The sequence below is a fragment of the Mesorhizobium newzealandense genome, from assembly GCF_042682145.1.
GTDB lineage: Bacteria > Pseudomonadota > Alphaproteobacteria > Rhizobiales > Rhizobiaceae > Mesorhizobium > Mesorhizobium newzealandense.
The window spans coordinates 41,775-67,201 of the sequence record NZ_JBHUGZ010000001.1 but is presented as its reverse complement, the minus strand read 5'-3'; the positions used below and the strand labels follow the sequence as shown (position 1 = coordinate 67,201).

The following is a 25,427-nucleotide window of genomic DNA, read 5'->3' as shown; positions in this document are numbered from 1 at the left end:
ATGACTGTATCGCCCTTCGACCATCCATTGCTCTCCGCGTTTCTCGGCGACGAGGAAGCGAGCCGGCATTTTTCCGTCGAGGCGGAAATCGAAGCGATGCTGGCCTTCGAGCGTGCGCTGGCCGAAGTAGAGGCGGAAAACGGGATCATCACCAAAGATGCGGCGGCGGCGATCGTGGCGGGGCTTGGCACGTTCCGGCCCGACACCGCTTTGCTGCGGGCCGGTGTCGCCAGGGACGGCGTCATGGTGGCGGAACTGGTGCGCCAGATTAGGGCGGCTGTCGGCGAACCGCATGGTGCCTCCGTCCATTTCGGCGCGACCAGTCAGGATGTCATCGACACTGGCCTGATGCTCCGGCTGAAATCCGTCGTCGAGCATCTCGGCCTGTTGTTGACCGAGACCATCATGCGCCTCGCCTCGCTCGAAGAGCGCTTCGGGGACAGGGCGCTGACCGGGATGACGCGCATGCAGAAGGCGATTCCGATCAAAGTGGCGGATCGTGTCATGGCGTGGCGGGCGCCGCTGCAGCGACACCAGGAGAGGCTGTCGGAACAGTCGAGGCGCCTGCTGGTGGTGCAGTTCGGCGGTGCCGCCGGCACGCTGGAAAAGTTGGATAACAAGGGGCCGGCGGTACGCGCCGCACTTGCGGCAAAGCTCGGCCTTGCCGATGCGCCGCAATGGCAGAGCCAGCGCGACGCGCTCGCCGATTTTGCCGGCTGGCTGTCGCTGGTTTCTGGCAGCCTCGGCAAGTTCGGCCAAGACATTACGCTGATGGCGCAAGGCGCAACCGACATCGCGCTTTCGGGCGGTGGCGGCTCGTCGGCCATGCCGCACAAGCAGAACCCGGTGAAGGCCGAGGCCCTGGCGGCGCTTGCCCGCTTCAACGCCGCGCAGCTTTCCGGCATGCATCAGGCGCTGGTGCATGAGCAGGAGCGGTCGGGCGCGGCCTGGACGCTGGAATGGCTGCTGCTGCCGCAGATGGTGGTGGCGACAGCCGCATCGCTGCGCCTTGCCGCCGAACTGGCCGGACAGATCGAAAGTCTCGGGCATTGATGCGCACACAGGTTCTCATTGTCGGGTCCGGACCGTCCGGCCTGCTGCTCGGCCAGCTTCTCAGCACGATCGGCGTCGAGACGGTCATTCTGGAGCGCTCGAGCCGCGACCACGTGCTTGGCCGCGTGCGCGCCGGCGTGCTTGAACAAGGCACCGTCGAACTGCTGGAGGAAGCGGGCGCCGCGGCACGGCTGCACGCCGAGGGGCTGCCGCATTCCGGCATCTCGCTCGCCTTCGACGGACGCCTGCACCGCATCGACCTCGAGGCGCTGACGGGAAGGCATGTCACCGTCTATGGCCAGACCGAAGTGACGCATGATTTGATGGACAAGCGCGATGCGGCAGGACTGACCACGATCTACGAGGCGGCGAACGTTACGCTGCACGATTTCGACGGCGAGGCGCCTTTTGCCACCTATGACAAGGACGGCGTCACGCATCGCATCGACTGCGACTTCATCGCCGGCTGCGATGGCTACCACGGTGTCAGCCGCAGATCCGTGCCGGAGCGCGCGCTGAAAACCTTCGAGCGCCACTATCCGTTCGGGTGGCTCGGCGTGCTGGCCGAAGTGCCGCCGGCCGATCACGAACTGGTCTACGCCAATCACGAGCGGGGTTTTGCGCTGTGCTCGATGCGTTCGACGCACCGCAGCCGCTACTATGTGCAGTGCCCAGAGGGCGACCGTGTCGAGGCGTGGTCCGACGACCGCTTCTGGGACGAATTGCGCCGCCGCCTGCCGGAGCAGACGGCAGCAGGCGTCGTCACCGGTCCATCGTTCGAGAAGTCGATTGCGCCGCTGCGCTCCTTCGTTGCCGAGCCGCTGCGTTTCGGCCGGCTGTTTCTGGTCGGGGACGCCGCCCATATCGTGCCACCGACCGGCGCCAAGGGCCTCAATCTCGCCGCCAGCGATGTGCGTTATCTCTTCGCCGGTTTGCGCGATTTCTACGTTGAGAAATCGCATGCCGGCATCGACGCCTATTCGGGCAAGGCGCTGGCACGGGTCTGGAAGGCGGTGCGCTTTTCCTGGTGGATGACGACGATGCTGCATCGCTTTCCCGACACCGGCGATTTCGGTCAGCGCATCCAGGAGGCCGAGCTCGACTACCTCGTACACTCGCGAGCCGCGTCGACCGCGCTCGCCGAGAACTATGTCGGCCTGCCTTACTAGTTTTTCGTATAGTCAGGCCCAAACCGTGTCGGCAGGCCGTCGGCGAGTTTCAACCAAGGGAGCTTCTCCTCAAAAGCGACATGCAGCGTGGGTGCAAATTTTTCCGGCTCCTCCATCGCTGCGGCAAAAAAATGCATGACACCGGACATGTTCTTTGAGCGGAAGGACAGCGGCGAGCCACATTTATCGCAAAATGTTCTTTCCACACCGGGAGAAGAGTTGAATACCTTCGGTGACTCGCCCAGCCATCGCCATTGGCTGTCAAAGACGCCAATGTAGGTGGTCATCGGCGCAGAACATTGCCGCCGACAACTTTCACAATGACAGCTCACGCATGCTTGTGCCGGGCCATCGACTTCAAAAGCAATAGCGCCACATAAGCAACGACCACGCATGCAAATTCTCCTTGAGTCAACTGACCTGACCAATACTTTGTACCGGGCGTAGTGAGAGAGTCGCCATGAGATGCGCCGAACTGGCGCTCAATTGCGACATTCGGCGCTAGCGATTGTTCTCGCGTGCGCGAGGAGTTGTTTCCAAGCTGCATTTACTACCGCCTTGGTGGCAATATCGAAATGTTCGTAGAGTTTCTCCGCCGGGGCGCTGGCGCCAAGGCCCGTCATACCGATGAAAGCGCCAGCGGCGCCTTCTTGTCGAGCATGGCCTTGGCGGCCATCAGATTGTCGCTTCGCTTTTATGAGTCCGCAGCCTAACACTACTTTGGCAGTTTAGGTTTGAGGGCGTGTGCGAGCAGCTTCTGACAGTGAGGACATCTGCGGGGTGGCGACCGCGTGAAGAGGTCGAGAATGGCTTGTCTAACAGCTGGCATGCTCGGTTGTGGCGGTGGTCCGCCGACTCTTTTTTTTCCGTCCCGCTGCTTTGAGGCGGCGGGCTTGGAGAAAGGCGTAGGCGATCATGGTCATCAAGGCGTGTCGATGTAATCCAGTCCATGATCGACCTTCGAAGTGGTCGAGGCCGAGTTCCTCCTTCAATTGCTGATGTGCCTGCTCACAGACCCACCTGGCCTTGATCGTGGCGGCGAGCATCTTGAGGCTCGCATCGGCCGGTAGGTTCGACACATAGTATTTTTGCTCACCAGTCGAGCGGCGTTCGCCGACGAGCCAGACCTCGTCGCCTGGCATGCATTGCATGCGATTGTCGAGCATCCGGTGCTTATGACCATCCGCAACGCGGACACGGCGAGCCGCAAACAAACATGTCAGCCGACCTTTAGTGCCGCGCCGCCAGCTTATCTTGTGCCATCTCTCACCAGACAGCATCACCTCGGCAGAGACCGGCGGCTGGTCCGGGATGTGATATTGGCGGCGCCTGCCGGTGGTCGCGACCGGGAAGATCAGATCAACATCGGCCGGATAGACGTTTTGGCGCCGCGATAGTCCTACCGCCCACAGCAGACCGCGCTCACTCAAAGCCTGACGAAAAGAGCTGCTCGACCCGTAGCCCGCGTCGGCAAGCACACAGCCGAAACGCGCGCCGGAGGCGATGACACGATCGATCTCTTCGATGGCGATCTCCGGCTTTGTCAGAGCGACCTGTCGATCCTTCGGGACGCGCGCCCGCATCATCCGCTCGGGATCATTCGTCCAGGTGTCGGGCAGGAAGAGCCGAAGGCCCACCATCACCGGCACTTCGCGCGAGGCCAGGGTCACCGACACCAGTGACTGGCAATTGGACGTCTTGCCAAGCGACGAAGCGTATTGAGGCGCGACACCAACCGAATGTTGTCCCTTCTTCGGTAACGCTGTGTCGTCGATGACGAGAAAACCCGCCTCATCGCCGACCAGGCGATCTGCCTCCTTCAGCAGGGCGGCCTCGAGCGGAGCGCTGTCCCAAACCCCTGCCGCGACGAAATGATGAAGCTGATCGTAGCCGACATCGCCAGTGCGCGCGGCCATCGGTTGTACGCTCTTACGGTCGCCCGGCCCGATCAGACCAGCAATGTACAGCGGACACATCCGGCGCCGAGCTGGATGCGAAAGACCTGCCAAAAACGGTTGAAGCCAGTGCTCGAGATCGGCTTGCCAGTCCACATCCATTGATCGGCCCTCCACAAGCCGACCTCCCATGAATCACGCAAACTCTCTCTTGGGAATTCCAAAAACGCGCCCGCTGCTAAAAATCTGCCAAAGTAGTGCTAATGCATGTCGCCCAAAAGTGGTCCCGGTTTTGGACAACGACATGCATGAAAACAAAGCCTTGAAGCGCGGCGCGCTTTAAGGGCCGCACCGCCGGCGATCATTGTCCCGCGTCTTGCTGTCTGGCGAAGTCCGACAGCATTGGGCGCTGCCCTGCAAGGACCTTGACGGCGGCCTCGGGCAAGGTGAACCAGCCCGCCCTGTCGACCTCCGGGAACTTCTTCATGGATCCCGACCTTGGCGGCCATTCCATGGTGAAAGTGTTGCTCTTGATGGCGGCCACATCGATGTCGATACGCGCCTCGACAGACCAGGTCATAACGATCTTTCCGCCCGGTTGCCTGTAGTCGCCGAGCCGCGCGAAGGGACCATCGACCTTGATGCCGAGCTCTTCCTCGGTCTCGCGTTGCGCTGCCGTCAACGCGTCCTCGTTCTCACCGACGAGACCCTTCGGTATCGACCACGCGCCGTCGTCCTTCTTCGCCCAGAACGGTCCGCCTGGATGAACCAGCAGCACCCGAAGACTGCCCTCGGCTTGACGGTAGATCAGCAACCCCGCACTGCGTTTTGCCATTTTTTAATGTCCGTTTGTGAATCTGGTTGCGAAGGCGGCGGTCTATCGATTCTCCATGGATCATGGCTGCCGACCTTGCGCCAGATGATTGCGACGCTATGTCAGGTGCGGCTGCATTGCTCCTCGTCAGCGAGTCCGGCAATCTGACACCATCGCTTGTTTGGCGGCTCGAAGGCTAGATAGGGCGTGACGATGCAACTTGGTCTCATCGGCTACTACAGCGACTTCGTGGTGTATCCGCTGGTGATCGCCGTGCTGGCAGTGGCCGGGCTGATCGAGGCCGGCGAAGACAACGCGCCGGGCTGGATAGTCACTGTCGTCGCCTGTCTCGTCCTCTGGACGCTGACCGAATACGTCCTGCACCGGTTCGTGCTTCACCACATTCCCTACATCAAGGACCTGCACGATCGTCACCATATCGAGGAGCGCAGTTCGGTGGGCACGCCGACCTGGCTCAGCCTCGGGGTGCATGCGCTGGTCGCGTTTTTCCCGGTATGGATGGTTTCAGGTTTCGCAGCCGCAAGCGCGGTCAGTTGCGGGCTGATGCTGGGGTACCTCTGGTACATCAGCATCCACCACATGATCCATCACTGGCATCCCACCCATCCGAGCTATCTCTACACCCTCAAGCGCCGCCACGCGCTGCATCATCATGCCGACGAAACGATCAATTTCGGCGTGACGTCGGCGTTCTGGGATCGCGTTTTCGGCACGGCTCGGCTCTGAAACCAGGGCGCTTGCTCAGTCCTGACCGCTCAACGCCTTTTTCCGCGACCGCTGGGTGATTTGGCTCCGCGAGGGCCGCTCTGAACGGGCGTGTTGTTCTGGTTTTCGTCGGACAGTTTTCGCCAGCGGGCAAGACGTTCCGGATCGAGCGTACCAGCCTTCAAGGCAGCCTGCACCGCACAGCCCGGCTCATGCACGTGCGTGCAGTCACGGAACTTGCAGAGCGGCGCGAGCTCGGTGATTTCGGCAAACAGCGTGTCGATGCCGTAGGCGACGTCGCTGACCTGCAGCGTTCGCATTCCCGGCGTGTCGATCACCCAGCCGCCACCGGCGATGGCGTGCAACGATCGCGACGTGGTGGTGTGGCGTCCCTTGGCGTCGTGTTCGCGGATGTCTCCGGTCTGCTGCGGCAAGTGCTGTGCCGATCCGGCCAGCGTGTTGACCAGCGTCGATTTGCCGACGCCGGAAGAGCCGACCAGCGCGACCGTCTGGCCCGCGCCGCACCAGGCAGCCAAGGCGGTTGCGGCATCTGATGTGCGGGGGTTCAGCGTCACCACCGCCAATCCACGCTGCAGCGCCGCAGCCTGCCTCTCATACGTCTCGGCGTCAGCGACGGTATCGGCCTTGGTCAGCAGGATCACCGGCGTCGTCCCAGCCTCGTTGGCCAGCGCCAGATAGCGCTCGAGCCGGGCGGGATTGAAGTCGGCATTGCATGAGGTGACGATGAACAGCGTGTCGACATTGGCCGCGGCAAGCTGCGGCACCCTGCCACCCTGGGTGCGGCGTTCCAGCACCGTCTTGCGGGTCAGGCGGCGCTGCACAAGGCTGTCATGCGCATCGACGAGCACCCAGTCGCCGACGGCATAGTCGCCGGTGTTCGCCTGCGCCGGCAGCGTCAGGTCGATTGGCCCTGCCTGAGACAGGCCGGTCAGGCGGTCGCGATGGACCGTGGCGATCCGTGTCGGGACGAGATTGGCTTCGCCGGGCTCGAGCTGGCCGCCGAAAAAATCCGTCCAGCCCAGACTGGCAAGAGATGGCGTGGAGCGCTCCGTCACGGCTTTGACCAAGGGTACGGCGTCGCAGACATCGGACAGTATCCCTGGCGGGTGGGGCGCGAACGGGGCGGGGGCGATTGCCCAGCCGTGTATGGGCGGCATGGCGGCATTTGGCAAGGCGGGCCTTGCCGAACGCGCCTCGACGTCCTGGGCGAGTTCACTGCCCAAGTGCGCGTCCACGGCACGTCACCACTTAGGAAAATCGACCTTCGCTATCTTATTTCTAACATGGCACTTAGCCGGGTCTGATGCGTCATAAATCTCGCGGGCTTGCTGAAATAGCCGTTCAGCCTCCTCGTGAATCCCGAGTTTCGCCTCTATACCGGCAAGGGCGCGTGTGATTTTTGCCGTTTCGGGAGAGACTTGACCGTATGTCAAAATCGACAGTGCAAGCGCTTCCTTCGCGCGCGGCTTCCAAAAAGCTTCGCCTCCTCCGTCCATCAGGGAGTGAGCCATACCGGACGTCAAGGTCCGAATTCTCTTTTGTGCTTCGTCCCGATCCATACTCGACCTTCCCCTGGGCAGTATGAAGGGTGAACATTCGCTGGTCGTCAATCCCGCCGGATAAGCTCACGCCGCATGTCATCAGGTCTTTCGGCGCGCTTCGGCGTCGACCATGTGGGATGGCTTTGCCATGGCCTCGCCCGGCGGCCGGGTATTTTCTCGAAGCCTACGTCGCCAGTTTTTAGGGCGTCAATAAATAATTTGACGCTCGTAAGGTTTTTGCGTTGTATTGGAAACTGTGAAAATTGACTGAATAAGTTCGGCCAAGCATTGCCGCTTCCGGACAACGGCCGCATGACTGGTGACGGCCGATCGTTTCGGTCGGCGATCGCGGCAAGAGGATCGGGAAGTCGATGGCGGAGAAGACGCACCGCACGATGGATGACTTCGCCCGGGCATGTGGCGTGTCCCGGCCGACGCTGTCGAAGTATTTTGACGATCCGGCGAGCGTGAAGCCGGGGACACGCGCCCGCATCGAAGCGGCGTTGCGTTCCTCGGACTATCAGCCGAACCTTTTCGCCCGCAATCTCAACCGCAAACGCACGCGCAACATCGGCATCGTCGTGCCGACGATCACCGATCCGTTCTATGCCGAGATGGTCAGCCGCATTGAATTTCGCTGCCGCGACGAGGGCTATTGGCCGATCGTCATTTCCTCGCATGGCTCGCAGAAGCTGGAGGCAGAGTCGGTCAGGACGCTGCTGTCACTGAAGGTCGCCGGCGCGATCATCGCTCCGTTGGGCCTGGCCTCCGATCGGAGTGTTTTCGACAAACTCGGACAGGACATTCCGATCGTCTATTTCGACACCTATATCGAGGACGACACGCCTTTCGTCGGCAACGACAACCATCAGAGCACGTCGACCATGGTCGACTATCTCAACCGGTCCGGAGAACCGCCTGTCTATGTCGACATTCCGCATGTCAACCACAACTCGGGTGAGCGGCTGCAAAGCTACATCGCGACGATGCAAGCCGCCGGTTTGGAACCCGTCGTCATCGACGCGGCGCGTGACTATACCTGGGACTTCGAGCGCATCGGCCATGAATGGATGGAAAGGACGCTCGATGTTGGCGGTCTGCCCGGCCGCACGATTCTGTGTGCCAATGATCGTCTTGCCTTTGGCGTGATGGCGGCCGCGTTCTCGCGCGGACTGAAGATCGGCCGCAGACCCGACAGCGATCTGCGTGTTGCCGCGCATGACGATCATCCTTTGAGCCGCTACACCTGTCCGGCACTGACCACCATGGCGCAGGATTTCGCCGCCATGGCCGGCCGCAGCGTCGAGATCCTGCTCGCCTTGCTGGACGAGGCCGACCCGCCAAAGCAGGACCTGGCGCGCACGGTCAAGCTCGGTGCGACCCTGGTGATGCGTCAGTCGGCCTGAGCGTACAGCGTCAGCGACCTTTCTCGAATTGGCGCCAGGCGGCCACCGCCTCGGCAACCGCTTGCCGCGCGGCGCGGATATGGCGTCCCATCGAGACGAAGCCATGGATCTGGCCCGGCCATCGCCGCAGGATCAGCGGGACGCCTGCGGCTTGCAGCCGCGCTGCATAGGCTGCGCCTTCGTCGGCAAGGATGTCGCAGCCGGCAAGTGCTACGAAAGCCGGCGCGACGCCGGCGAGATCGGGCGCCAGCAAAGGCGAGACGCGCCAGTCGACGATGTCGTCAGGCGTTCGCACATAGTGGTCGCGGAACCAGGCCATGGTGGTTGCCGTAAGCCCGAAGCCGTCGCCGAAACGCCGGTAGCTGTCGGCCATCTGCTGCGCATCGGTGTTGGGATAGATCAGGATCTGCGCGGCAAGCGATGGCGCCAGCCCGTCGCGGGCAAGCAGCGCCAGAACGGCGGCGAGATTGCCGCCGGCGCTGTCGCCGGCGACGCCGAGGCGGGACGGGTCGATGCCGAGATCGGCGGCGTTCTCCGCCATGAAGCGCAGTGCCGCCAGACAATCCTCCAGCCCGGCAGGAAATTTGTGTTCCGGTGCCAGGCGATAGTCGGGACAGACAATGATGGCGTCACCGAGATTGGCCAGCCAGCGGCAGATCTCGTCATGAGAATCGAGATTGCCCACGACCCAGCCGCCGCCATGCAGATAGAGCAGCGCCGGCGCCCCGCTTTGCGGCGCACTGACGCCGCGATGGACGCGGATCGTCACGGACCCGTTCGGCCCGTCGATCTGCTGTTCCGAGGTCGCAGCAACGGGGTCGTACTCGCCTTGTTGCGTCGGGAACGAAGCGTTGTAGGCGGCGCGCGCCGCCGCCACGCTGCCGGTCTCGAACGGCTCGCCGCCTGCCGTACGGCCGATTTCGAGGACGCGCAGCGCATCCTGGTCAAGCGTCATCGTCATATCCTCAGGCCAGCAGGTCGCCCGCCTCTTCCTCTGTCAGCAGGGCAGGTTGAGTGACATCCCCCGCGACCGCGACCGAGCCCCGGCTCTCCCCGGAACGCAGGACAGCCTCCATGATCTCCAGTACGTGCAGCGCGAGGGTTCCGGAGGCGCGTGGCGCGTTGCCGGTTTGAAGCGAGCGCACCAGATCGGCGACGCCGAGCATGCGGTAATTGGCGCGATCGGGCGCCGCATAAGGCCAGTTGCGAGCGCCATAGAGGTCGCCCTCGCTGGTGAAATCCTTCCAGTCGGCGCCGCGTTCGGACAGCGATACGGTGCCGCCGAACGTATCGGGATCGGGCAGGCGCAGCGAGCCTTCCGTGCCGTGCAGCTCGATCGGGTGGTTGGAGTGGCGGAAGACATCCCACGAGGCGCCGAAGGTGACCGTCGCGCCAGAACGAAATTCAAGCAGCGACAGCACGTTGGTCGGAGTGCCGACCTTGAATGTGGTGTTCTTGAACGGCCCGTCGGCGGTGATCAGCCGTTCCTCCTGGCCCCGCGTCGCCATCGCCACGACGCGCTCGACCGGGCCGAGCAGGTTGACCAGCATGGTCAGATAGTAGGGGCCCATGTCGAACACCGGGCCGCCGCCCGGCTGGTAGTAGAATTGCGGATTGGGGTGCCAGTGCTCCATGCCGCGGCCCATCATGAAGGCGGTGCCGGTGACTGGACGGCCGATGGCGCCGGCATCCATCAGCCGGCGCGCCCGGCGACCGGCGGCACCCAGGAAAGTGTCGGGCGCCGAGCCGAGCAGCAGGCCGCGCGACTTCGCCTCGCTGACCAGAAGCTGCCCGTCGGCAGCCGAGGTGGCGAGCGGCTTTTCGGTGAAGACGTGCTTGCCGGCCGAAAGCGCCGACATGGTGACGTCGAAATGCACGGCGGGGATGGTGAGGTTGAGAACGATGCCGATTTCGGGATCGGCAAGCAGGGCATCGACGCCCATGGCCCTGATGCCGTATTCGCGCGCTCGCAGGGCGGCCGCGTCGGCCGAGATGTCGGCGCAGGCCTTCAGCTCGACTCCTGCAAAAAGTGCTGCGTTGCGCATGTAGGTCATGGCGATGTTGCCGCAGCCTATGACCCCAACACCAAGCTTTTCCATTATTCCTCCAGTCGGCCGCCGTCCGTCATTCCATGCCGGATCGGCGATTCTTCGTCCACGTGGCGATACTTCGCACACGTCATGAGCACATTGATGCACCATTATGCAGTTTAATTCTTGACGCGCGACAATTTTTTATAAATCATGTGCGAAGTTGGACGGGCGGGAATGGCTGCCGTCAACTCTGGGAGGACTACAAATGAACGAGTCAAGGAAGGGGCCGCGCAGCGGCTCCAAGTCGATTGGGCATGTCACCATTGCCGATCGCCGGCAATTTCTCATCGGTTCTGCCGGCCTTCTCGGCGCGGCGGCGTTCGGAGCAGGAACCTCGCTCGGCATTGGCCGGGCTCGTGCACAGAGCCGGGCCGAAATCTCGTTTGCCAGCGCCGCCTTCTTCGGCAAGGAGACCTTCGGCGACCTGATCAAGGCTTTCAACGAATCGCAGGACCGCATCCTGGTCAAGAACATCGAACTGCCGCCGCCGAGCTCCTCGACCGAGGTCTATCAGGGGCTGGTCCAGCAGCTCGCCCGCCGCACCGGCACGCCTGACGTCTTCAGCCAGGACGTGATCTGGATCGCCGGCTTTGCCGCCGCCGGATGGGCGCTGCCTCTCGACGAGTATTTCCCGGCCGACAAGCGCAGCGCATACTTCACCGGAACCCTCAATGCTTGTACCTATGGCGGCAAGCTTACCGCCCTTCCCTGGTTCATGGATTCGGGCATGTTCTACTACCGCAAGGATGTGCTGGAAAAGCATGGCGGCAAGGTTCCGGAGACCTGGGCCGACATGGCAACCATTGCCGCCGCCGCGCAGAAGGCCGGCGATATCGATTTCGGCTATCTCTGGCAGGGCAAGCAGGCCGAGGTTCTGGTCTGCGACGCGGTCGAGATCATCACCTCCAACAACGGCGCCATCCTGGCGCCCGACGGCAAGTCGTCGCTGATCAATCAGAAGGGCGCGGTGGAGGCGATCCAGTTCCTGCACGACACCATCGCCACCAACAAGATCAGCCCGCAGGACGTATTGTCTTGGGACGAGGAACCGTCGCGTCAGCCCTTCACCTCGGGCAAGGGCATGTTCATGCGCAACTGGTCCTATGTCTATCCGATCGCCCAGGACGCCAAGGCTTCCCAGGTGGTCGACAAGGTCGGTGTCGCGCCGCTGCCGTCGTTCCCCGGCGGCAAGAGTTCGGCCTGCCTCGGCGGCTACCAGCTCGGCGTCAATGCCAACTCGAAGCAGCGCGAAGCCGCGATCGAACTCTTGACCTGGCTGTCGTCGACCGAGACCCAGCACCGCATCGCACTGAACTTCGGCCTCGCACCAACGCGGCCGGCGCTGTTCCAGGACGCACAGATCAAGAAGGAACAGCCGTTCATGGCCAGCCTCGAGAAAGTCTTCACCGGCGCCACGGCGCGGCCGATCACGCCCGAATACGCGAAAGTGACGCTGGCCTTGCAGTCCGGCATCTCCAAGGCGCTGGTCTCGGGCAATATCCAGGCCGAGATGGACGCGACGGCGGCGCAAATCAACAAGATCGTAGGCTGAACCAATGTCCGCGGCGGCCACCATTCCTGGCATCGGCCGGCCGCGGCGCTCTGGCAAGGCGCTTCCGGGCGCCTTGTGGGCCTTGCTGCTGCTGACGCCGGCCTTCGTGTCGCTGGCGTCGGTTTCCTTCTACCCGATCGTCAACGGGCTCTACCTCTCGCTCACCAACACCTCGTTGATCACGCAGGAGCAGGATTTCACCGGCTTCTCCAACTACGTGGAGCTGTGGGGCGACCCGCAGTTCTGGAATGCCTGGTGGCACACGATGTGGTTCACCGCCGCCTCGACGGTGCTGGAGACGATGATCGGGCTCGGCATGGCGCTCATCCTGTGCGAAGCCTTCAAGGGGCGGGGGCTCGTCCGCGCGGCCATGCTGGTGCCGTGGGCGATGCCCACCGTCGTCACCTCCAAGATGTTCGGCTGGCTGTTCGACGGCCAGAACGGCATCGTCAACTACATCCTCCTGCATGCCGGGCTGATCGACCAGAACATCAACTGGTACGGCTCTCCCGACACGGCGATGATCACCATCATCATCGCCGATGTCTGGAAGACGACGCCGTTCATGGCGCTGCTGCTTCTGACCGGGTTGCAGACCGTGCCCAATTCACTGATCGAGGCGGCGCGCATGGACGGCGCCAAGGGTTGGATCACCTTCTGGTATATCCGCCTGCCGCTCCTGATGCCGACCTTGCTGATCGCCGGCCTGTTCCGCGCGCTCGATGCCTTCCGCGTCTTCGATCTCGTCTATGTGCTGACCGGCGGCGGCCCGGCCGACTCAACCGAAACGCTGTCGACGCTGTCCTACAAGGTCCTCTTCTCGACGCTGCAGTTCGGCTACGGCTCGGCCGTCTCGACGGCGATGTTTGTCACCGAGGGCATCATCGCGCTGGTGTTCTGCCTGTATCTCATCCGCCAGATCAGGAGGGCGCAATGAACGACACGCGCTCGCCGCTGCAGACAGTCATCATCTATCTCGGCGCCTTGCTGATCCTCGTCTGGTCGGGCGGTCCTTTCATCTGGCAGTTCTCGACCTCGTTCCAGCTCGACAAGGCATTGACGTCAGGCTCGCCGTCGCTGATCCCGCATCCCTTCACGCTGGAGCACTACTACAACGCCTTCATCGAGAAACAGCTTCACCGCTATGTCTGGAACTCGCTGGTGGTCTCGCTGGCGACGACCTTCCTGTGCCTGTTCGTCGGCTCGCTGGCCGCCTTCGCGCTGTCGCGGCTCAACATCAAGGGCCGCTTCGGCATTCTCATGGTCATCCTTTCTGTATCGATGTTCCCGCAGATCGCACTCGTCGGACCGCTCTATCTGGTCGCCACCAATCTCGGCCTGCTCGACACCTACACGGCGCTGATCATCACCTACCTGGCGCTCGGCCTGCCGCTGGTGACCTGGGTGCTGTTCGGTTATTTCGAGACGCTGCCGCGCGAGATCGACGAGGCGGCGCGCATGGACGGCGTCAGCGTGCCCGGCCTGCTCTGGCGCATCATCCTGCCGATGTCGCTGCCGAGCCTCGTGACCACCGGCCTGCTTGCCTTCATCACCGCGTGGAACGAATTCCTGTTCGCGCTCGCCTTCACCTCCAACATCGACCGGCAGACGATCCCGGTCGGCATCGCCAACTTCACCAACCTCTATTACGTCCCCTGGGGTGATATCGCCGCGGCCTCCGCCGTGGTGACCGTGCCCTTGATCCTTCTGGTGCTGTTCTTCCAGCGCCACATCATCGAAGGCCTGACCCAGGGTGGCGTCAAGGAATGAACGACATGACGAAGACGAAGCTCAAGGTCGGCTGCCAGACCTTCACCTGGGAAATGCTGGGCAAGGCCTGGACCGGCGGCCCCGATGACCTGTTGAAGGCGATAGAGGATGGCGGCTACGCCGGCATCGAAATCACCGACACCATGATCGGCCACTATGCCGACAAGCCCGCCGAATTCGCTGCCGCGCTCGGCGCCCGGGACCTCGCCCTCGTCTCCTTCGCCTTTGGCTCGAAGAGCGGTTTCACGCTGAAGGAGGCGCTGGAAAGTGACCTCGAAGCCGCCCGGCGCTGGACAGGCTTTGCGGCGAACTTTCCCGGCGCGCTGGTATCCATCGGTTCGGCGACGGTCGTCTCAGATGGTCCGCGTGAGGATAAATTCGCCATCGCTGCCGAATTCTACAACCGCGCCGCCGAGATCGGCCGCAAGGCCGGTGTCGACGTCGCCGTGCATCCGAGTTCGCACCACAACACGCTGCTGTTCGACCGCGCCGACTATGACACGATCTTTGCCTTGCTCGACCCCGACCTTGTCGGCTGGGTGCCGGATACCGGCCACATCCTGCGCGGTCACAAGGACATTTCAGACACGCTGCGCACCCACCGCGACCGCATCCGCTACATTCACCTCAAAGATGTCGACGCCAAGGGCACATGGGCGATGCTCGGCGCGGGCGTCTGCGATACCCCGGCGGTCATCGAGATCGCCGGCACAGCGCCGCACTTTACCGGCTGGCTGGTGCTCGAAGAGGAGTCCGACACGGCCGCCGCCGATCCCGCCGGCGCGGTCAAGACCAACCGCCAGACAATGCGCTCTTACGGCGCCTGAAGAACGAGACAATGATCAAGAAACAGGACAGACGCCTCAGGGTCGGCGTGCTCGGCTGCGGCCCCATCGCGCAGTTCGCGCATCTGCAATCCTGCGTGAAGGCCGGCAATGCCGACCTCTACGCCATCTGCGACGCGGCACCCGACCTGCTCGCCCGCATGGGTGCCACCTACGAGCCGCGGAAGATGTACGCCGACTATGACGCTATGCTCGCCGATCCCGAATTGGAGGCGGTGATCGTTGCCACGTCGGACGCCTATCACGTGCCGATGTCGATCAGGGCGCTCGATGCCGGCAAGCATGTCTTGTGCGAAAAGCCGATCGGCACCTCGGTCGAGGAAGGCGAGGCGCTCGCCGCGGCGGTCAGGCGCTCGGGCAAGTTGCTGCAGGTCGGCCATATGAAGCGCTTCGACCCGGCGCTGGAGGCGGCGCGCGACTTCGTCCGCGACGAGATCGGCGACGTGCTGGCGCTGAAGGCGTGGTACTGCGATTCCACCCATCGCTACACCAACACCGATGCCGTCCAGCCGCTGCCCGTCACCAGCAAACTGGCGAGGAAACCGAGCGGCAATCCGAAGGCTGATCTCAGGCAGTATTTCATGCTGGCCCATGGCTCGCATCTCGTCGACACGGCGCGCTTCCTGTGCGGCGATATCGTCGCCGTGCGCGCCCGCCTCAACGAGCGTTTCGGCGCCTATTGCTGGTTCGTCGAGACCGAGTTCGCCAGCGGCGCGCTCGGCCATCTCGATCTCACCGTCGCCGTACGGATGGACTGGCACGAAGGCTTCCAGCTCTACGGCGAGTACGGCTCTGTCGTCGCCAAGACTTTCAACCCCTGGTACTTCCGCGCCAGCGAAGTCGAGATCTTTCACGAGAAGACCGCGACCGCCCACAAGCCTCTCGGCGCCGATGGCCACTTCTTCCGCCGCCAGCTCGAAGGTCTTGCCGAAACGGTGCTGGACGGCGCGCCGATGCGCGGCGCCAATGTCGAGGACGGCATTGCGTCGATCCGCGCCATGGTCGCCATTGCCCGCTCGGTGGAGATCGGCGAGCGGGTGGAACTCGCCTCGGTTTCGGGGGCGGTCTGATGCGTCTCGGCATTTTCGCCAAGACATTTGCGGGCAGCGAGCCGGCCGCCGTGCTGGCGGCCGTGCGGCAGGCAGGCTATGACGCAACGCAGTTCAATCTTGCCTGCGCCGGCCTGCCGTCGATGCCGGATGCGGTTCCGGCCGAGACCGTCGCGGCGATCCGCGCCGCCGCGCAATCGGCCGGTGTTTCGCTCGCCGCACTTTCGGGCACCTACAACATGGCGCATCCCGACAAGGCCGTCCGCGACGACGGGCTCAGGCGCCTCGCCGTCGTCATCGAGGCGGCTGCTGTCCTGGATATTCCCCTGGTCACGCTCTGCACCGGCTCGCGCAACGCCGCCGATCAATGGGCGTACCATCCGGAAAATGCTACTCCGGCGGCTTGGTCCGACATGGCCACCGAGATGGAGAAGGCGCTGGCGCTGGCCGAAGCCGCCGGTGTCGATCTCGGCATCGAGCCCGAGCAAGCCAACATCGTCACCTCGGCGAAGGATGCGACGCGGCTGATCGCCGATATGGGGTCGAGGCGTCTGAAGATCGTGCTTGATCCGGCAAATCTGTTCGAACACGCGACGCCTGACGAAGCGCGCGCCATCGTCGCCGCCGCGATCGACGAGGCGGCCGGCCATGTCACCATGGCGCATGCCAAGGACCGCCATGGTGACGGCCGCTTTGCCACCGCCGGGCAAGGCATCGTCGACTTCCCGGATTTCGTCGGGCGGCTGAAGGCGGCCGGCTTCGACGGGCCGCTCGTCACCCACGGGCTGTCCGCCGACGAAGCCCCCGGCGTTGCCGCCTTCCTGCGCAGGCTCGTCTGATGCGCGCCGTGCCGACGATTATGCTTCGCGGCGATGCAGCGCTCCGTGTCTTCGATACGGGGCAGGGCAGGCTTCCCGTCGTTTTCCAGCATGGTCTCGGCGGCGATGCCACCCAGGTGGCGCAGAACTTTCCCGACAGCCCGTCCTATCGCCGGCTGACCGTCGAGTGTCGCGCACAAGGTGGCTCCGGCGCCGGCCGTGGGCGGCCCTTTTCGATCGCCATGTTTGCCGACGACGTGCTTGCCGCCGCCGACGCGGCCGGGCTCGACCGTTTCGTCGCCGGCGGCATCTCTATGGGGGCGGCAATTGCCTTGCAGCTTGCTGCCCGGCACCCGGGTCGTGTCACCGGTCTCGTGCTTGTCCGCCCAGCCTGGGCGTTCGATGCGGCGCCGCAAAACGTGCGCCCTTACGCGGAAGCCGCGGAACTCATCTGCGACCGTCCGCTGGATGAGGCGCGCAGCGTCTTTGCAACCTCCGCGACAGCGGCCCGCTTTCGCAGGGAAGCGCCGGACAATCTTGCTTCCCTGCTCGGCTTCTTCGAGCGCGAAAACGCGGCTGTCTTCGCCGAGGTGATGCAGGCGATCGCCAACGATGGGCCCGGCGTCACGCGGGCTGCGGCCGCCGGCCTCGCGGTCCCGACGCTCGTCATCGGCAGCGGCGTCGATCTCGTCCATCCGCTGGCGACCGCCCAGGAGCTTGCCGAAAACATCCCCGATGCGGTCTTCAGCGAGGTGACGCCGAAGGCCACCGACAAGGATCGCCATTTCGCCGAGGTCCGCGCGGTTATCGCGGGCTTCCTCGATGCAAATTTCAACAACCAGGACCGATCATGATCTCGAAACCTCTCTCAGGCCCGGCGGCCATCGCCGCACTGCCGCGCGATCGCATGATCGCTGAATTCTCGCTGTGGTCTGCCGACCTCGTCAATTTCGAGGGCGACCTGAAGCGCATCGAGCCCTATGTCGATCTTCACCACATCGATGTGGCGGACGGTCATTTCGCGCCGTCCTTCTTGTTCTTTCCCGATCTCGTAGCCCGCATTGCCAGGCGGACCGCCAAACCCATCCATGTCCATCTGATGGTCGATGCGGAGATAGTCGAGGCGCAGACGCGCCAGTTTATCGAGGCCGGCGCCGACATGATCAGCGTCCATGCCGAGAACCGCGAGGCGGGATTGCGCGCCGTCCGGTTGGCGCGGGAACTCGGCGCTGAAGCGGGCGTCGCGCTCAGGCTGGAGACGCCGGTCGAGACGGTGAGGCCTTTCGTCTCCGAGGTCGCTTTTGTCACGCTTCTTGGAACGGCAATCGGCGTCAAGGGCCAGAGCCTGTCGGACAAGGCTTGTGACAGGCTGGGCGCTGCCCGCGCCATCCTGAGAGAGGCCGGCCGCGAGGCGGCCGTTGTTCTTGCCGCCGATGGCGGTATCCGCCACGAGACCGTGCCGTTGCTGCGTGCAGCCGGCGCCGAGACCGTGGTTCTCGGTTCGCTCGCCTTTGGCGACAAGGATCTGGCCGGCCGCATAGGCTGGCTGCATGGCCTGAAGGTCGCGGCATGAGCAAAGAAGCCGCCCTCGCGATCGATCTTGGCGGCACCGAGCTTCGTGCCGCCCTGGTCGACCGTGACGGCAAGATCCTGGCGTTCGCCGCGGTGCCGACGCAGGCGCAGGCTGGCCCCGATGTGGTGATCGGCCAGATCGAGGCGCTGGCCGCGACCGTCCATGCCGAGGCACCGGCGCTCTCAATCCTCGGCGTCGGCGTCGGCGCACCGGGACCGCTCGATCCGCTGGCCGGCATCGCCGTCGGACCGCCGACACTCGCCGGCTGGCTCGACGTGCCGCTTGCCGATATCCTCGAACGGCGGCTCGGCCTGCCGGTGCGGCTGGAGAATGACGCCAATGCCGCGGCACTCGGCGAATGGCGCTTCGGCGCCGGTCATGGCGCCCGCTCGCTGGTCTTCGTCACGGTTTCCACCGGCATCGGCGGCGGTGTCGTTGTCGACGGACGCATCCTGCATGGCCGCCGCGGCCTCGCTGCCGAGATCGGCCATATGACCATCACCAATGAAGGCGAGCGTTGCGTGTGCGGCGTCGTCGGCTGCTTCGAGGCCATCGCCTCGGGCACGGCACTTGGCCGCCGCGCCAACGCCGCGACAGCTCCATCGGATGGCTCGACGCTGCGGGGCCTCTCGGGCAACGGTGACGTGACAGGCCGTCACGTGGTCGAAGCGGCGCGGCTGCAGGATGACCTTGCCTTGGCCCTGCTTGACGAGGAAGCACGCTGGCTGGGCATCGGCTTCACCAATCTGCTGCATCTCTATTCGCCCGACGTCCTGGTCGTTGGCGGCGGCATTGCCAACGGCCTCGACCTCATGGCGCCTGCCATCGAGGCGACCATCAGGCAACGAGCCATGCGAGCCTATCGCGACGTGCCGGTCGTTCAGGCCCAGCTCGGCCGCCACGCCGGGCTGGTCGGCGCGGCCAGCCTTGTCCTGTTCGATGATGGCGGCACGTTGGCGGCACGCATGCCGGTTGGCCCAAGCACATTTCCGGACACGAGGAGGGACTTCAATGGCTGAGCTCAAGCTGCGCGGCGTGCGCAAGTCCTATGGCAATGCCGAGGTGATCAAGGGCGTCGACCTCGATGTCGGCGACCGCGAGTTCGTCGTCTTCGTCGGCCCGTCGGGCTGCGGAAAGTCGACGCTGCTGCGCATGATTGCCGGCCTCGAGAAGATCACCTCCGGCGAACTGATGCTTGACGGCGCGCGCATCAACGAGGTCGATCCCTCCGAACGCGGCCTCGCCATGGTGTTCCAGTCCTATGCGCTCTATCCGCACATGACGGTCGCCGAGAATATGGGCTTCGCGCTGAAGATCGCCGGCCTGCCGGTGACCGAACGCGACGCCAAGGTCAAGGCGGCGGCCGACGTGCTGCAGCTGTCGCATCTGCTCGAGCGGCGGCCGAAGGAGCTGTCCGGCGGCCAGCGCCAGCGCGTCGCCATCGGCCGCGCGATCGTGCGCCAGCCGAAGGTCTTCCTGTTCGACGAACCCCTGTCGAATCTCGACGCCGCGCTGCGCGTCAACATGCGGCTGGAGCTGATGCAGCTGCACGAACGGCTCGCCGCCACCATCGTCTATGTCACCCACGACCAGACCGAGGCCATGACCATGGCCGACAAGATCGTCGTCCTCAATGGTGGCACGATCGAGCAGGTCGGGACACCGCTCGACCTCTATGCCAGGCCGGCCAATGTCTTCGTCGCCGGCTTTATCGGTTCGCCGAAGATGAACATGCTGCCGGTACGGGTTCTCTCAACCAACAGGGATGGCGTTGCCGTCGCACTGCCGGGCGGATCCAAGCTCGTCGTTCCGGTCGAGGCGCGTGCGCTTGCGCCGAACAGCGAGCTGCTGCTCGGCATCCGGCCGGAACATATCCGCATCGCAGATGCGGGCCAGTTCAAGGGCGAGGCAGTGCTGGCCGAACGGCTCGGCGGCCTGACCATCCTGCATGCCGACATCGGCGAGAAGACGAGGCTGGTCGTGCAGACCGAGGGCATCGACACGACACCGCTGCACAGCCCCATCGCCATGCAGGCCGACCCCTCCCGCTGTCATCTCTTCGCGGCCGACGGCAAGGCGCTGGCGCCACTGGGCAAAACCGGTACCGCCTGACATCGTCGTGACCTGAACGGCAACGGCCGGAGGCTGTGACCTCCGGCCGTTGATTTTGGTATTGCGCGCGCGGATTACTCGGCGGGAACGACATCAGCCGGCAGGCTGTCGTCGGCCGTGCCCGCCAGTGCCCTGGCCAGCTTGGCTTCGTCGAGTTCGCCTTCCCAGCGTGCCACCACCAGCGTGGCGACGGCGTTGCCGACGAAGTTGGTCAGCGCCCGGCATTCCGACATGAAGCGGTCGACGCCGAGGATCAGCGCCATGCCGGCGACCGGCACTGCCGGAACGACCGACAGCGTCGCGGCAAGGGTGATGAATCCGGCCCCGGTGATGCCGGCCGCACCCTTGGAGGAAAGCATGGCAACCAGCAGCAGCAGGATCTGGTCGCCGATCGACAGATGGGTGTTCGTCGCCTGCGCGATGAACAGCGCCGCCAGCGTCATGTAGATGTTGGTGCCGTCGAGGTTGAAGGAATAGCCGGTCGGGATGACCAGGCCGACCACCGAGCGCTTGGCGCCGGCCTTCTCCATCTTTTCCATCAGCGAGGGCAGGGCGGCTTCCGACGAGGAGGTTCCTAGCACCAGCAGCAGCTCTTCCTTGATGTAGCGGATCAGCGACAGGATGGAGAAACCATTGTAGCGGCAGACCGCGCCCAGCACGACGAACACGAACAGCAGCGACGTCACGTAGAAGGTGCCGACCAGCATGGCGAGGTTGATGACCGCGCCGATGCCGTATTTGCCGATGGTGAATGCCATGGCGCCGAAGGCACCGATCGGAGCTGCCTTCATCAGCACGCTGACCAGCTTGAAGATCGGCGTCGTCAGCGCCTGCAGGAAATTGAGGACGGGCGTGCCCTTGTCGCCGACCAGCGCCAGCGAAATGCCGAACAGCACCGAGAAGAACAGCACCTGCAGGATGTCGCCGTCGGCGAAGGCGCCGACGATCGTCGACGGGATGATGTTCATCAGGAACCCGGTGACCGACTGATCATGCGCCTTGGCGGTGTAGGTGTTGACGGTCGAGGCGTCGAGCGTTGCCGGGTCGATGTTGAAGCCGGCACCCGGCTGCACGACATTGGCCACGACAAGGCCGATGATCAGAGCCAGCGTCGAGAAGGTGAGGAAGTAGAGCATCGCCTTGCCAGCGACCCGGCCGACCTTCTGCAGGTCGCTCATGCCGGCGATGCCGGTCGCCACGGTCAGGAAGATGACCGGGGCGATGATCATCTTGACCAGCTTGATGAAGGCGTCGCCGAGCGGCTTCATGCTCTCGCCGACCGACGGATAGAAGTGACCGAGCAGGATGCCGACGGTGATCGCGACGAGCACCTGCACGTAGAGTTGGGCATAGAAAGGCTTGCGCTGCGCGGCAAGCGCGCCTGATTGGTCTGCGATGTGCATCGAACTCTCCCTGCCGGACGGGGCGGAAATGCACCGCCCTGCGTGACTTCTCCCATCGCGGCGCTCCGGTCGCACGCCGCTGCAAGGACTTTTGCAAGCGCTGTGCCAGATCGGTGAAAGGCCGGAATCCCGGGATTTCGGCGGTTGTCCGTGCTTTTCGGTAAATGCCTGTGCGGATTTCCGCACAGGCGACGTTTGCCTGGGCGGAATTTCGCATTACACTGGCCGCAAGGCCGCGGAGAAAAGGGGCCGCGAGGAAAAAGGGAGAGGGCAGACGTCGCAAGCAGGCACCGATAGCGGATCCACAGGGTTTGCCGGCCGTGAGTTGCTGCGCGAGGCGGTGGCCCGGCTGCGCGATGGCCGCTGGCTTGTCGTGCTTGTCGCCCTGGCGATTCTGGCAGGGGCGATCGCCATTGCCGGGCGCATCGCATCCGGCCAGGCGGCCGACAATCTGCGCGACACAGCACTTGCCGCCTTGCCGCTGGCGGCGGGAACCCTGACCGGCGAAATCGAAAAGCAGCGCCTGGTTCCATTGGTGCTGGCACGCGACGATGCTGTGCGTGGCGCGCTGCGCCGGGCCGGAAAGATGGAAGAATCCGCCCTCAACGACAAGCTCAAGGCGATTGCCGGCGATGCGTCGGCGTCCGCTATCTATGTCATCGACACAGCCGGCATTGCGATCGCCGCCAGCAACGCCGGCGAGCCGACGAGCTTTGTCGGCATCGACTATAATTTCCGTCACTATTTCAAGGAGGCAATGGCCGACGGCGCCGCCAGCCAGTATGGCCTCGGCACGATCAGCGGCCGGCCGGGTCTTTACCTCGCCAGCCGCGTCGACGATGGCGCCAAGCCGCTTGGCGTTGCGGTGCTGAAGGTCGAACTCGATCGCGTCGAGGCCAATTGGCGCTCCAGCGGCTTTCTTGTTTTCGTCACCGACGAACGCGGCGTGGTGCTGGCCACCAGTCAGCCCGAATGGCGGTTTCGTGCCCTGGCGCCCCTCTCGGCGCAGGACGCCGCAATTGCCCACGAACAGCTTCAGCTGGCCGATGCCGGCTTCGCACCGCTGCCGCTGCGGCGTGGCGCTGGCGACGGCCTGGCGACGATCGACAGTTCTGGAAAGCCGCGCCAGTTCGTCGAAGTGGTGCAGGACCTGCCCGGCGCGGTGCCCGGCTGGCGTCTGTGGCTGCTGACGCCAGCCGACGCCGCTCTCTCCTCCGCCGCCAACACGGCGCGCCTGACCACGCTGCTCGGGCTGCTGCTTATGGGCCTGCTTGCCTTCGTGCTCACCCGGCGCAGGCGCGCCCGCCGGATGAGGCAGGAGGCGCTGGCGCGCATGAATGCCGAACTGGAGAGCCGGGTGAGCACGCGAACGGCCGAGCTGACACGTTCCAACACGGCACTCGCCGGGGAAATCGCCGAGCGCGAAAATGCCGAAGCCAAGGTCCGCCGGCTGCGTGACGATCTCGCCCAGGCCAACCGGCTTTCCATCCTCGGCCAGATCGCCGCCGGCGTGGCGCATGAGATCAACCAGCCGGTCGCCGCCATCCGGACCTATGCCGAGAATGCGGGCCGCTTTCTCGACACTGGCAAGACCGAGCCGGCCACCGGCAATCTGACATCGATCATTTCAATGACCGAACGCATCGGCGCGATCACCAGCACCCTGCGCACCTTCGCCCGTCGGCCGGGCGTCGCCGCCTCGCCGCTGCCGGTGCGCGAGGCGATCGACGGCGCGCTGTCGCTTTTGTCCGGCCGCATCCGCGATTCCGGCGTGACCATCGTCAAGCCGCGCGGCACCGCGTCGCCTGTGGTCATGGCCAGCCGCATCCGGCTCGAGCAGATCCTGGTCAACCTGTTGCAGAACGCGCTGGACGCGATGAAGGACCAGTCCGATCCCCGCATCGAGATCGATATCGCCGAGCGCGACGACAGGGTGCTGATTTCGGTGCGGGACAACGGCCCCGGCCTCGGTCCGGAGGCGGCCGGCAATCTGTTCATGCCGTTCCAGACCACCAAGGAGAAGGGGCTTGGCCTCGGGCTGGTGATCTCGCAGGAGATCGCCCAGGAATTGGGCGGCACGTTGCGTCTCGATCCCGGCAGCACCAGCGGCGCATCCTTCACCATCGACTTGAGGCGAATCGAATGACAGAGGCATCAGGGCTGGTGGCGCTCGTCGACGACGATGCGGACCTGCTGCACGCCACCACCCAACTGCTCGAGCTTGCCTGTTTCACGGTGGTTGCGCTCGATGCCGCCGAGGCAGCGCTTGCCGTCGTCGACAGGAATTTCGAGGGCGTGGTCGTCAGCGACATCCGCATGCCGGGCATGAACGGGCTGCAGCTGTTCGATCGCATTAGGGCGATCGACCCCGACATACCGGTGATCCTGGTCACCGGGCATGGCGACGTCGATCTCGCGGTGGCAGCGCTCAAGGATGGCGTCTATGATTTCATCCCGAAACCTTATGCCGGCGAGCGCCTCGTCGAGGCGTTGAGACGGGCTTCGGAGAAGCGGCGGCTGGTGATGGAGAACCGGCGGCTGCGCGAGGCGGCGGCGCAGGCCGCCGACGGCCTGCCGCTGATCGGCGAGGCGCCCGCGATCAGACGGCTGCGTGAGACCTTGCGCCAGATCGCCGACATGGATGTCGATGTGCTGGTGGAAGGGGAGACGGGGACCGGCAAGGAAGTGGTGGCGGACCTCCTGCACAAATGGGGCCGGCGCCGCGCGAAGCCCCTTGTGGCGCTGAATTGCGGCGCCCTGCCGGAGACCGTCATAGAAAGCGAGCTGTTTGGCCACGAGGCCGGCGCGTTCACCGGCGCGCAGCGGCGACGGATCGGCCGCATCGAGCATTCCAGCGGCGGCACGCTGTTTCTCGACGAGATCGAATCCATGCCGCCGGCCCTCCAGGTCAAGCTGCTGCGCGTGCTCGAAACGCGCAGCGTTACCCCGCTTGGCTCGAACGAGACCCGACGTGTTGACCTGAGAGTCGTCGCGGCGACCAAGGTCGATCTCGGCCGGCAGGATCAGCGCGGCGATTTTCGCGAGGATCTCTATTTTCGCCTCAACGTGGTGACGCTGCGCATCCCGCCGCTGCGCGAACGGCGCGGCGACATCCCGATGCTGTTCGGCCATTTCCTCGGCAAGGCCTCGGAGCGGTTCGGCCGGCCAGTCGCAAAGGTGAACGCGGCGGTCAGCGACCATCTCCAGTCGCATGCCTGGCCAGGCAATGTGCGCGAGCTCGCCCATTTTGCCGATCGCGTCGCGCTTGGCCTTGGTCCGGATGACGACACGAGGGCGGTTCCCGCGAAATCGCAGGAGCTTGAGGCCACACTGCCCGAACGAGTTGGGCACTATGAGGCGCAACTCATCCGCGATGCATTGCGCGATCACGGTGGTGATGTGCGTAGTGCCATCGACGCGCTCGGCGTGCCGCGCAAGACCTTCTACGACAAGCTCAAGCGCTACGGCATTGCCGCATCCGAATTTCGCAATGGCGGCGATCCGGATCCGCACCCTGTTCGGGACCAGATATAGATGCGCGGGGCAACGCCCTTTCGTAACGCGTCGTTCGTATCCAGCTGCACATC

The 25,427-nt window shown here is 64.3% G+C and carries 23 protein-coding genes and 1 pseudogene; 16 read left to right on the top strand and 8 right to left on the bottom strand.

Features of this window, described 5'->3' with window-relative positions:
• Positions 1–1,053 carry a 3-carboxy-cis,cis-muconate cycloisomerase gene (locus ACFSOZ_RS00290; RefSeq protein WP_379092083.1) on the top strand — a complete coding sequence of 351 codons (1,053 nt, stop codon included), beginning with the start codon at positions 1–3 and terminating at the stop codon, positions 1,051–1,053.
• A complete protein-coding gene (gene pobA / locus ACFSOZ_RS00285) occupies positions 1,053–2,222 on the top strand; it encodes a 4-hydroxybenzoate 3-monooxygenase (RefSeq protein WP_379092080.1) in 1,170 nt (389 codons plus the stop codon). Before ACFSOZ_RS00290 ends, pobA begins: the two co-directional genes overlap by 1 nt.
• Here pobA and ACFSOZ_RS00280 read toward each other — a convergent pair.
• The 3 genes and pseudogenes from ACFSOZ_RS00280 to ACFSOZ_RS00270 form a co-directional block, all read right to left on the bottom strand.
• Positions 2,219–2,617 carry a GFA family protein gene (locus ACFSOZ_RS00280; RefSeq protein WP_379092077.1) on the bottom strand — a complete coding sequence of 133 codons (399 nt, stop codon included), beginning with the start codon at positions 2,615–2,617 and terminating at the stop codon, positions 2,219–2,221. The two genes, pobA and ACFSOZ_RS00280, sit on opposite strands and share 4 nt — an antisense overlap.
• A gap of 420 nt (positions 2,618–3,037) precedes the next feature.
• Positions 3,038–4,316, bottom strand: a pseudogene (locus tag ACFSOZ_RS00275) (IS701 family transposase).
• A gap of 162 nt (positions 4,317–4,478) precedes the next feature.
• Complete coding sequence (locus tag ACFSOZ_RS00270) at positions 4,479–4,952, bottom strand: NUDIX hydrolase (RefSeq protein WP_379092075.1); 474 nt, start codon at positions 4,950–4,952, stop codon at positions 4,479–4,481.
• Between the two features lie 192 nt (positions 4,953–5,144).
• Here ACFSOZ_RS00270 and ACFSOZ_RS00265 point away from each other — a divergent pair, with 192 nt between their 5' ends.
• Positions 5,145–5,678, top strand: a complete 534-nt coding sequence (locus ACFSOZ_RS00265) for a sterol desaturase family protein (protein WP_379092072.1) — start codon at positions 5,145–5,147, stop codon at positions 5,676–5,678.
• Between the two features lie 29 nt (positions 5,679–5,707).
• Here ACFSOZ_RS00265 and rsgA read toward each other — a convergent pair whose 3' ends face one another.
• Entirely contained in the window at positions 5,708–6,745 is a 1,038-nt protein-coding gene (gene rsgA / locus ACFSOZ_RS00260; protein WP_379093752.1) for a ribosome small subunit-dependent GTPase A, read from the bottom strand.
• A 174-nt stretch (positions 6,746–6,919) separates the two neighbouring features.
• Positions 6,920–7,237 carry a tetratricopeptide repeat protein gene (locus tag ACFSOZ_RS00255; RefSeq protein ID WP_379092069.1) on the bottom strand — a complete coding sequence of 106 codons (318 nt, stop codon included), beginning with the start codon at positions 7,235–7,237 and terminating at the stop codon, positions 6,920–6,922.
• Between the two features lie 353 nt (positions 7,238–7,590).
• On the opposite strand from ACFSOZ_RS00255, the gene ACFSOZ_RS00250 reads away from it, so the two are divergent.
• On the top strand, positions 7,591–8,625 hold the full coding sequence (locus tag ACFSOZ_RS00250; protein WP_379092066.1) for a LacI family DNA-binding transcriptional regulator: 1,035 nt from the start codon (positions 7,591–7,593) through the stop codon (positions 8,623–8,625).
• A 10-nt stretch (positions 8,626–8,635) separates the two neighbouring features.
• Here ACFSOZ_RS00250 and ACFSOZ_RS00245 read toward each other — a convergent pair whose 3' ends face one another.
• Both ACFSOZ_RS00245 and ACFSOZ_RS00240 read right to left on the bottom strand, forming a co-directional pair.
• The gene (locus ACFSOZ_RS00245) at positions 8,636–9,580 is read right to left on the bottom strand and encodes an alpha/beta hydrolase (protein WP_379092063.1); all 945 of its coding nucleotides are present in this window, start codon (positions 9,578–9,580) and stop codon (positions 8,636–8,638) included.
• A gap of 10 nt (positions 9,581–9,590) precedes the next feature.
• Positions 9,591–10,724 carry a Gfo/Idh/MocA family protein gene (locus tag ACFSOZ_RS00240; RefSeq protein ID WP_379092060.1) on the bottom strand — a complete coding sequence of 378 codons (1,134 nt, stop codon included), beginning with the start codon at positions 10,722–10,724 and terminating at the stop codon, positions 9,591–9,593.
• Positions 10,725–10,923: 199 nt separating this feature from the next.
• On the opposite strand from ACFSOZ_RS00240, the gene ACFSOZ_RS00235 reads away from it, so the two are divergent.
• The 10 genes from ACFSOZ_RS00235 to ACFSOZ_RS00190 are packed head-to-tail and all read left to right on the top strand — an operon-like array spanning position 10,924 to position 20,437.
• Positions 10,924–12,270 carry an ABC transporter substrate-binding protein gene (locus tag ACFSOZ_RS00235; RefSeq protein WP_379092057.1) on the top strand — a complete coding sequence of 449 codons (1,347 nt, stop codon included), beginning with the start codon at positions 10,924–10,926 and terminating at the stop codon, positions 12,268–12,270.
• Between the two features lie 4 nt (positions 12,271–12,274).
• A complete protein-coding gene (locus ACFSOZ_RS00230) occupies positions 12,275–13,207 on the top strand; it encodes a carbohydrate ABC transporter permease (protein WP_379092054.1) in 933 nt (310 codons plus the stop codon).
• A complete protein-coding gene (locus tag ACFSOZ_RS00225) occupies positions 13,204–14,040 on the top strand; it encodes a carbohydrate ABC transporter permease (RefSeq protein WP_379092051.1) in 837 nt (278 codons plus the stop codon). The genes ACFSOZ_RS00230 and ACFSOZ_RS00225 overlap by 4 nt, the downstream gene beginning before the upstream one ends.
• 5 nt (positions 14,041–14,045) lie before the next feature.
• A complete protein-coding gene (locus ACFSOZ_RS00220; RefSeq protein ID WP_379092048.1) occupies positions 14,046–14,867 on the top strand; it encodes a sugar phosphate isomerase/epimerase family protein in 822 nt (273 codons plus the stop codon).
• Positions 14,868–14,878: 11 nt separating this feature from the next.
• The gene (locus ACFSOZ_RS00215; RefSeq protein WP_379092045.1) at positions 14,879–15,955 is read left to right on the top strand and encodes a Gfo/Idh/MocA family protein; all 1,077 of its coding nucleotides are present in this window, start codon (positions 14,879–14,881) and stop codon (positions 15,953–15,955) included.
• A complete protein-coding gene (locus ACFSOZ_RS00210) occupies positions 15,955–16,773 on the top strand; it encodes a sugar phosphate isomerase/epimerase family protein (RefSeq protein WP_379092042.1) in 819 nt (272 codons plus the stop codon). Before ACFSOZ_RS00215 ends, ACFSOZ_RS00210 begins: the two co-directional genes overlap by 1 nt.
• Positions 16,773–17,606 (top strand): alpha/beta fold hydrolase, encoded by an 834-nt coding sequence (locus ACFSOZ_RS00205; RefSeq protein ID WP_379092039.1) that lies wholly within the window; start codon positions 16,773–16,775, stop codon positions 17,604–17,606. Before ACFSOZ_RS00210 ends, ACFSOZ_RS00205 begins: the two co-directional genes overlap by 1 nt.
• Positions 17,603–18,325, top strand: a complete 723-nt coding sequence (locus ACFSOZ_RS00200; protein WP_379092036.1) for a ribulose-phosphate 3-epimerase — start codon at positions 17,603–17,605, stop codon at positions 18,323–18,325. The genes ACFSOZ_RS00205 and ACFSOZ_RS00200 overlap by 4 nt, the downstream gene beginning before the upstream one ends.
• Positions 18,322–19,344 carry an ROK family protein gene (locus ACFSOZ_RS00195; protein WP_379092033.1) on the top strand — a complete coding sequence of 341 codons (1,023 nt, stop codon included), beginning with the start codon at positions 18,322–18,324 and terminating at the stop codon, positions 19,342–19,344. The genes ACFSOZ_RS00200 and ACFSOZ_RS00195 overlap by 4 nt, the downstream gene beginning before the upstream one ends.
• On the top strand, positions 19,337–20,437 hold the full coding sequence (locus ACFSOZ_RS00190) for an ABC transporter ATP-binding protein (protein ID WP_379092030.1): 1,101 nt from the start codon (positions 19,337–19,339) through the stop codon (positions 20,435–20,437). Before ACFSOZ_RS00195 ends, ACFSOZ_RS00190 begins: the two co-directional genes overlap by 8 nt.
• 74 nt (positions 20,438–20,511) lie before the next feature.
• Here the strand turns inward: ACFSOZ_RS00190 and ACFSOZ_RS00185 are convergent, their stop codons facing one another.
• Positions 20,512–21,840 (bottom strand): dicarboxylate/amino acid:cation symporter, encoded by a 1,329-nt coding sequence (locus ACFSOZ_RS00185; protein WP_379092027.1) that lies wholly within the window; start codon positions 21,838–21,840, stop codon positions 20,512–20,514.
• 325 nt (positions 21,841–22,165) lie between these two features.
• On the opposite strand from ACFSOZ_RS00185, the gene ACFSOZ_RS00180 reads away from it, so the two are divergent.
• Entirely contained in the window at positions 22,166–23,986 is a 1,821-nt protein-coding gene (locus ACFSOZ_RS00180) for a sensor histidine kinase (protein WP_379092024.1), read from the top strand.
• The gene (locus ACFSOZ_RS00175; protein WP_379092021.1) at positions 23,983–25,374 is read left to right on the top strand and encodes a sigma-54-dependent transcriptional regulator; all 1,392 of its coding nucleotides are present in this window, start codon (positions 23,983–23,985) and stop codon (positions 25,372–25,374) included. The genes ACFSOZ_RS00180 and ACFSOZ_RS00175 overlap by 4 nt, the downstream gene beginning before the upstream one ends.
• Positions 25,375–25,427: the final 53 nt, after the last annotated feature.

Bases quoted from the DNA above. Each gene is read 5' to 3' on its own strand.
- ACFSOZ_RS00270 (WP_379092075.1), bottom strand. From the start codon at position 4,952: ATGGCAAAACGCAGTGCGGGGTTGCTGATCTACCGTCAAGCCGAGGGC.
- ACFSOZ_RS00200 (WP_379092036.1), top strand. From the start codon at position 17,603: ATGATCTCGAAACCTCTCTCAGGCCCGGCGGCCATCGCCGCACTGCCG.
- ACFSOZ_RS00215 (WP_379092045.1), top strand. From the start codon at position 14,879: ATGATCAAGAAACAGGACAGACGCCTCAGGGTCGGCGTGCTCGGCTGC.
- ACFSOZ_RS00255 (WP_379092069.1), bottom strand. From the start codon at position 7,237: ATGGATCGGGACGAAGCACAAAAGAGAATTCGGACCTTGACGTCCGGT.
- ACFSOZ_RS00290 (WP_379092083.1), top strand. From the start codon at position 1: ATGACTGTATCGCCCTTCGACCATCCATTGCTCTCCGCGTTTCTCGGC.
- pobA (WP_379092080.1), top strand. From the start codon at position 1,053: ATGCGCACACAGGTTCTCATTGTCGGGTCCGGACCGTCCGGCCTGCTG.
- ACFSOZ_RS00225 (WP_379092051.1), top strand. From the start codon at position 13,204: ATGAACGACACGCGCTCGCCGCTGCAGACAGTCATCATCTATCTCGGC.
- ACFSOZ_RS00230 (WP_379092054.1), top strand. From the start codon at position 12,275: ATGTCCGCGGCGGCCACCATTCCTGGCATCGGCCGGCCGCGGCGCTCT.
- ACFSOZ_RS00210 (WP_379092042.1), top strand. From the start codon at position 15,955: ATGCGTCTCGGCATTTTCGCCAAGACATTTGCGGGCAGCGAGCCGGCC.
- ACFSOZ_RS00190 (WP_379092030.1), top strand. From the start codon at position 19,337: ATGGCTGAGCTCAAGCTGCGCGGCGTGCGCAAGTCCTATGGCAATGCC.
- ACFSOZ_RS00175 (WP_379092021.1), top strand. From the start codon at position 23,983: ATGACAGAGGCATCAGGGCTGGTGGCGCTCGTCGACGACGATGCGGAC.
- ACFSOZ_RS00220 (WP_379092048.1), top strand. From the start codon at position 14,046: ATGACGAAGACGAAGCTCAAGGTCGGCTGCCAGACCTTCACCTGGGAA.
- ACFSOZ_RS00265 (WP_379092072.1), top strand. From the start codon at position 5,145: ATGCAACTTGGTCTCATCGGCTACTACAGCGACTTCGTGGTGTATCCG.
- ACFSOZ_RS00245 (WP_379092063.1), bottom strand. From the start codon at position 9,580: ATGACGCTTGACCAGGATGCGCTGCGCGTCCTCGAAATCGGCCGTACG.
- ACFSOZ_RS00195 (WP_379092033.1), top strand. From the start codon at position 18,322: ATGAGCAAAGAAGCCGCCCTCGCGATCGATCTTGGCGGCACCGAGCTT.
- ACFSOZ_RS00250 (WP_379092066.1), top strand. From the start codon at position 7,591: ATGGCGGAGAAGACGCACCGCACGATGGATGACTTCGCCCGGGCATGT.
- ACFSOZ_RS00240 (WP_379092060.1), bottom strand. From the start codon at position 10,724: ATGGAAAAGCTTGGTGTTGGGGTCATAGGCTGCGGCAACATCGCCATG.
- ACFSOZ_RS00280 (WP_379092077.1), bottom strand. From the start codon at position 2,617: ATGCGTGGTCGTTGCTTATGTGGCGCTATTGCTTTTGAAGTCGATGGC.
- ACFSOZ_RS00235 (WP_379092057.1), top strand. From the start codon at position 10,924: ATGAACGAGTCAAGGAAGGGGCCGCGCAGCGGCTCCAAGTCGATTGGG.
- ACFSOZ_RS00205 (WP_379092039.1), top strand. From the start codon at position 16,773: ATGCGCGCCGTGCCGACGATTATGCTTCGCGGCGATGCAGCGCTCCGT.
- ACFSOZ_RS00185 (WP_379092027.1), bottom strand. From the start codon at position 21,840: ATGCACATCGCAGACCAATCAGGCGCGCTTGCCGCGCAGCGCAAGCCT.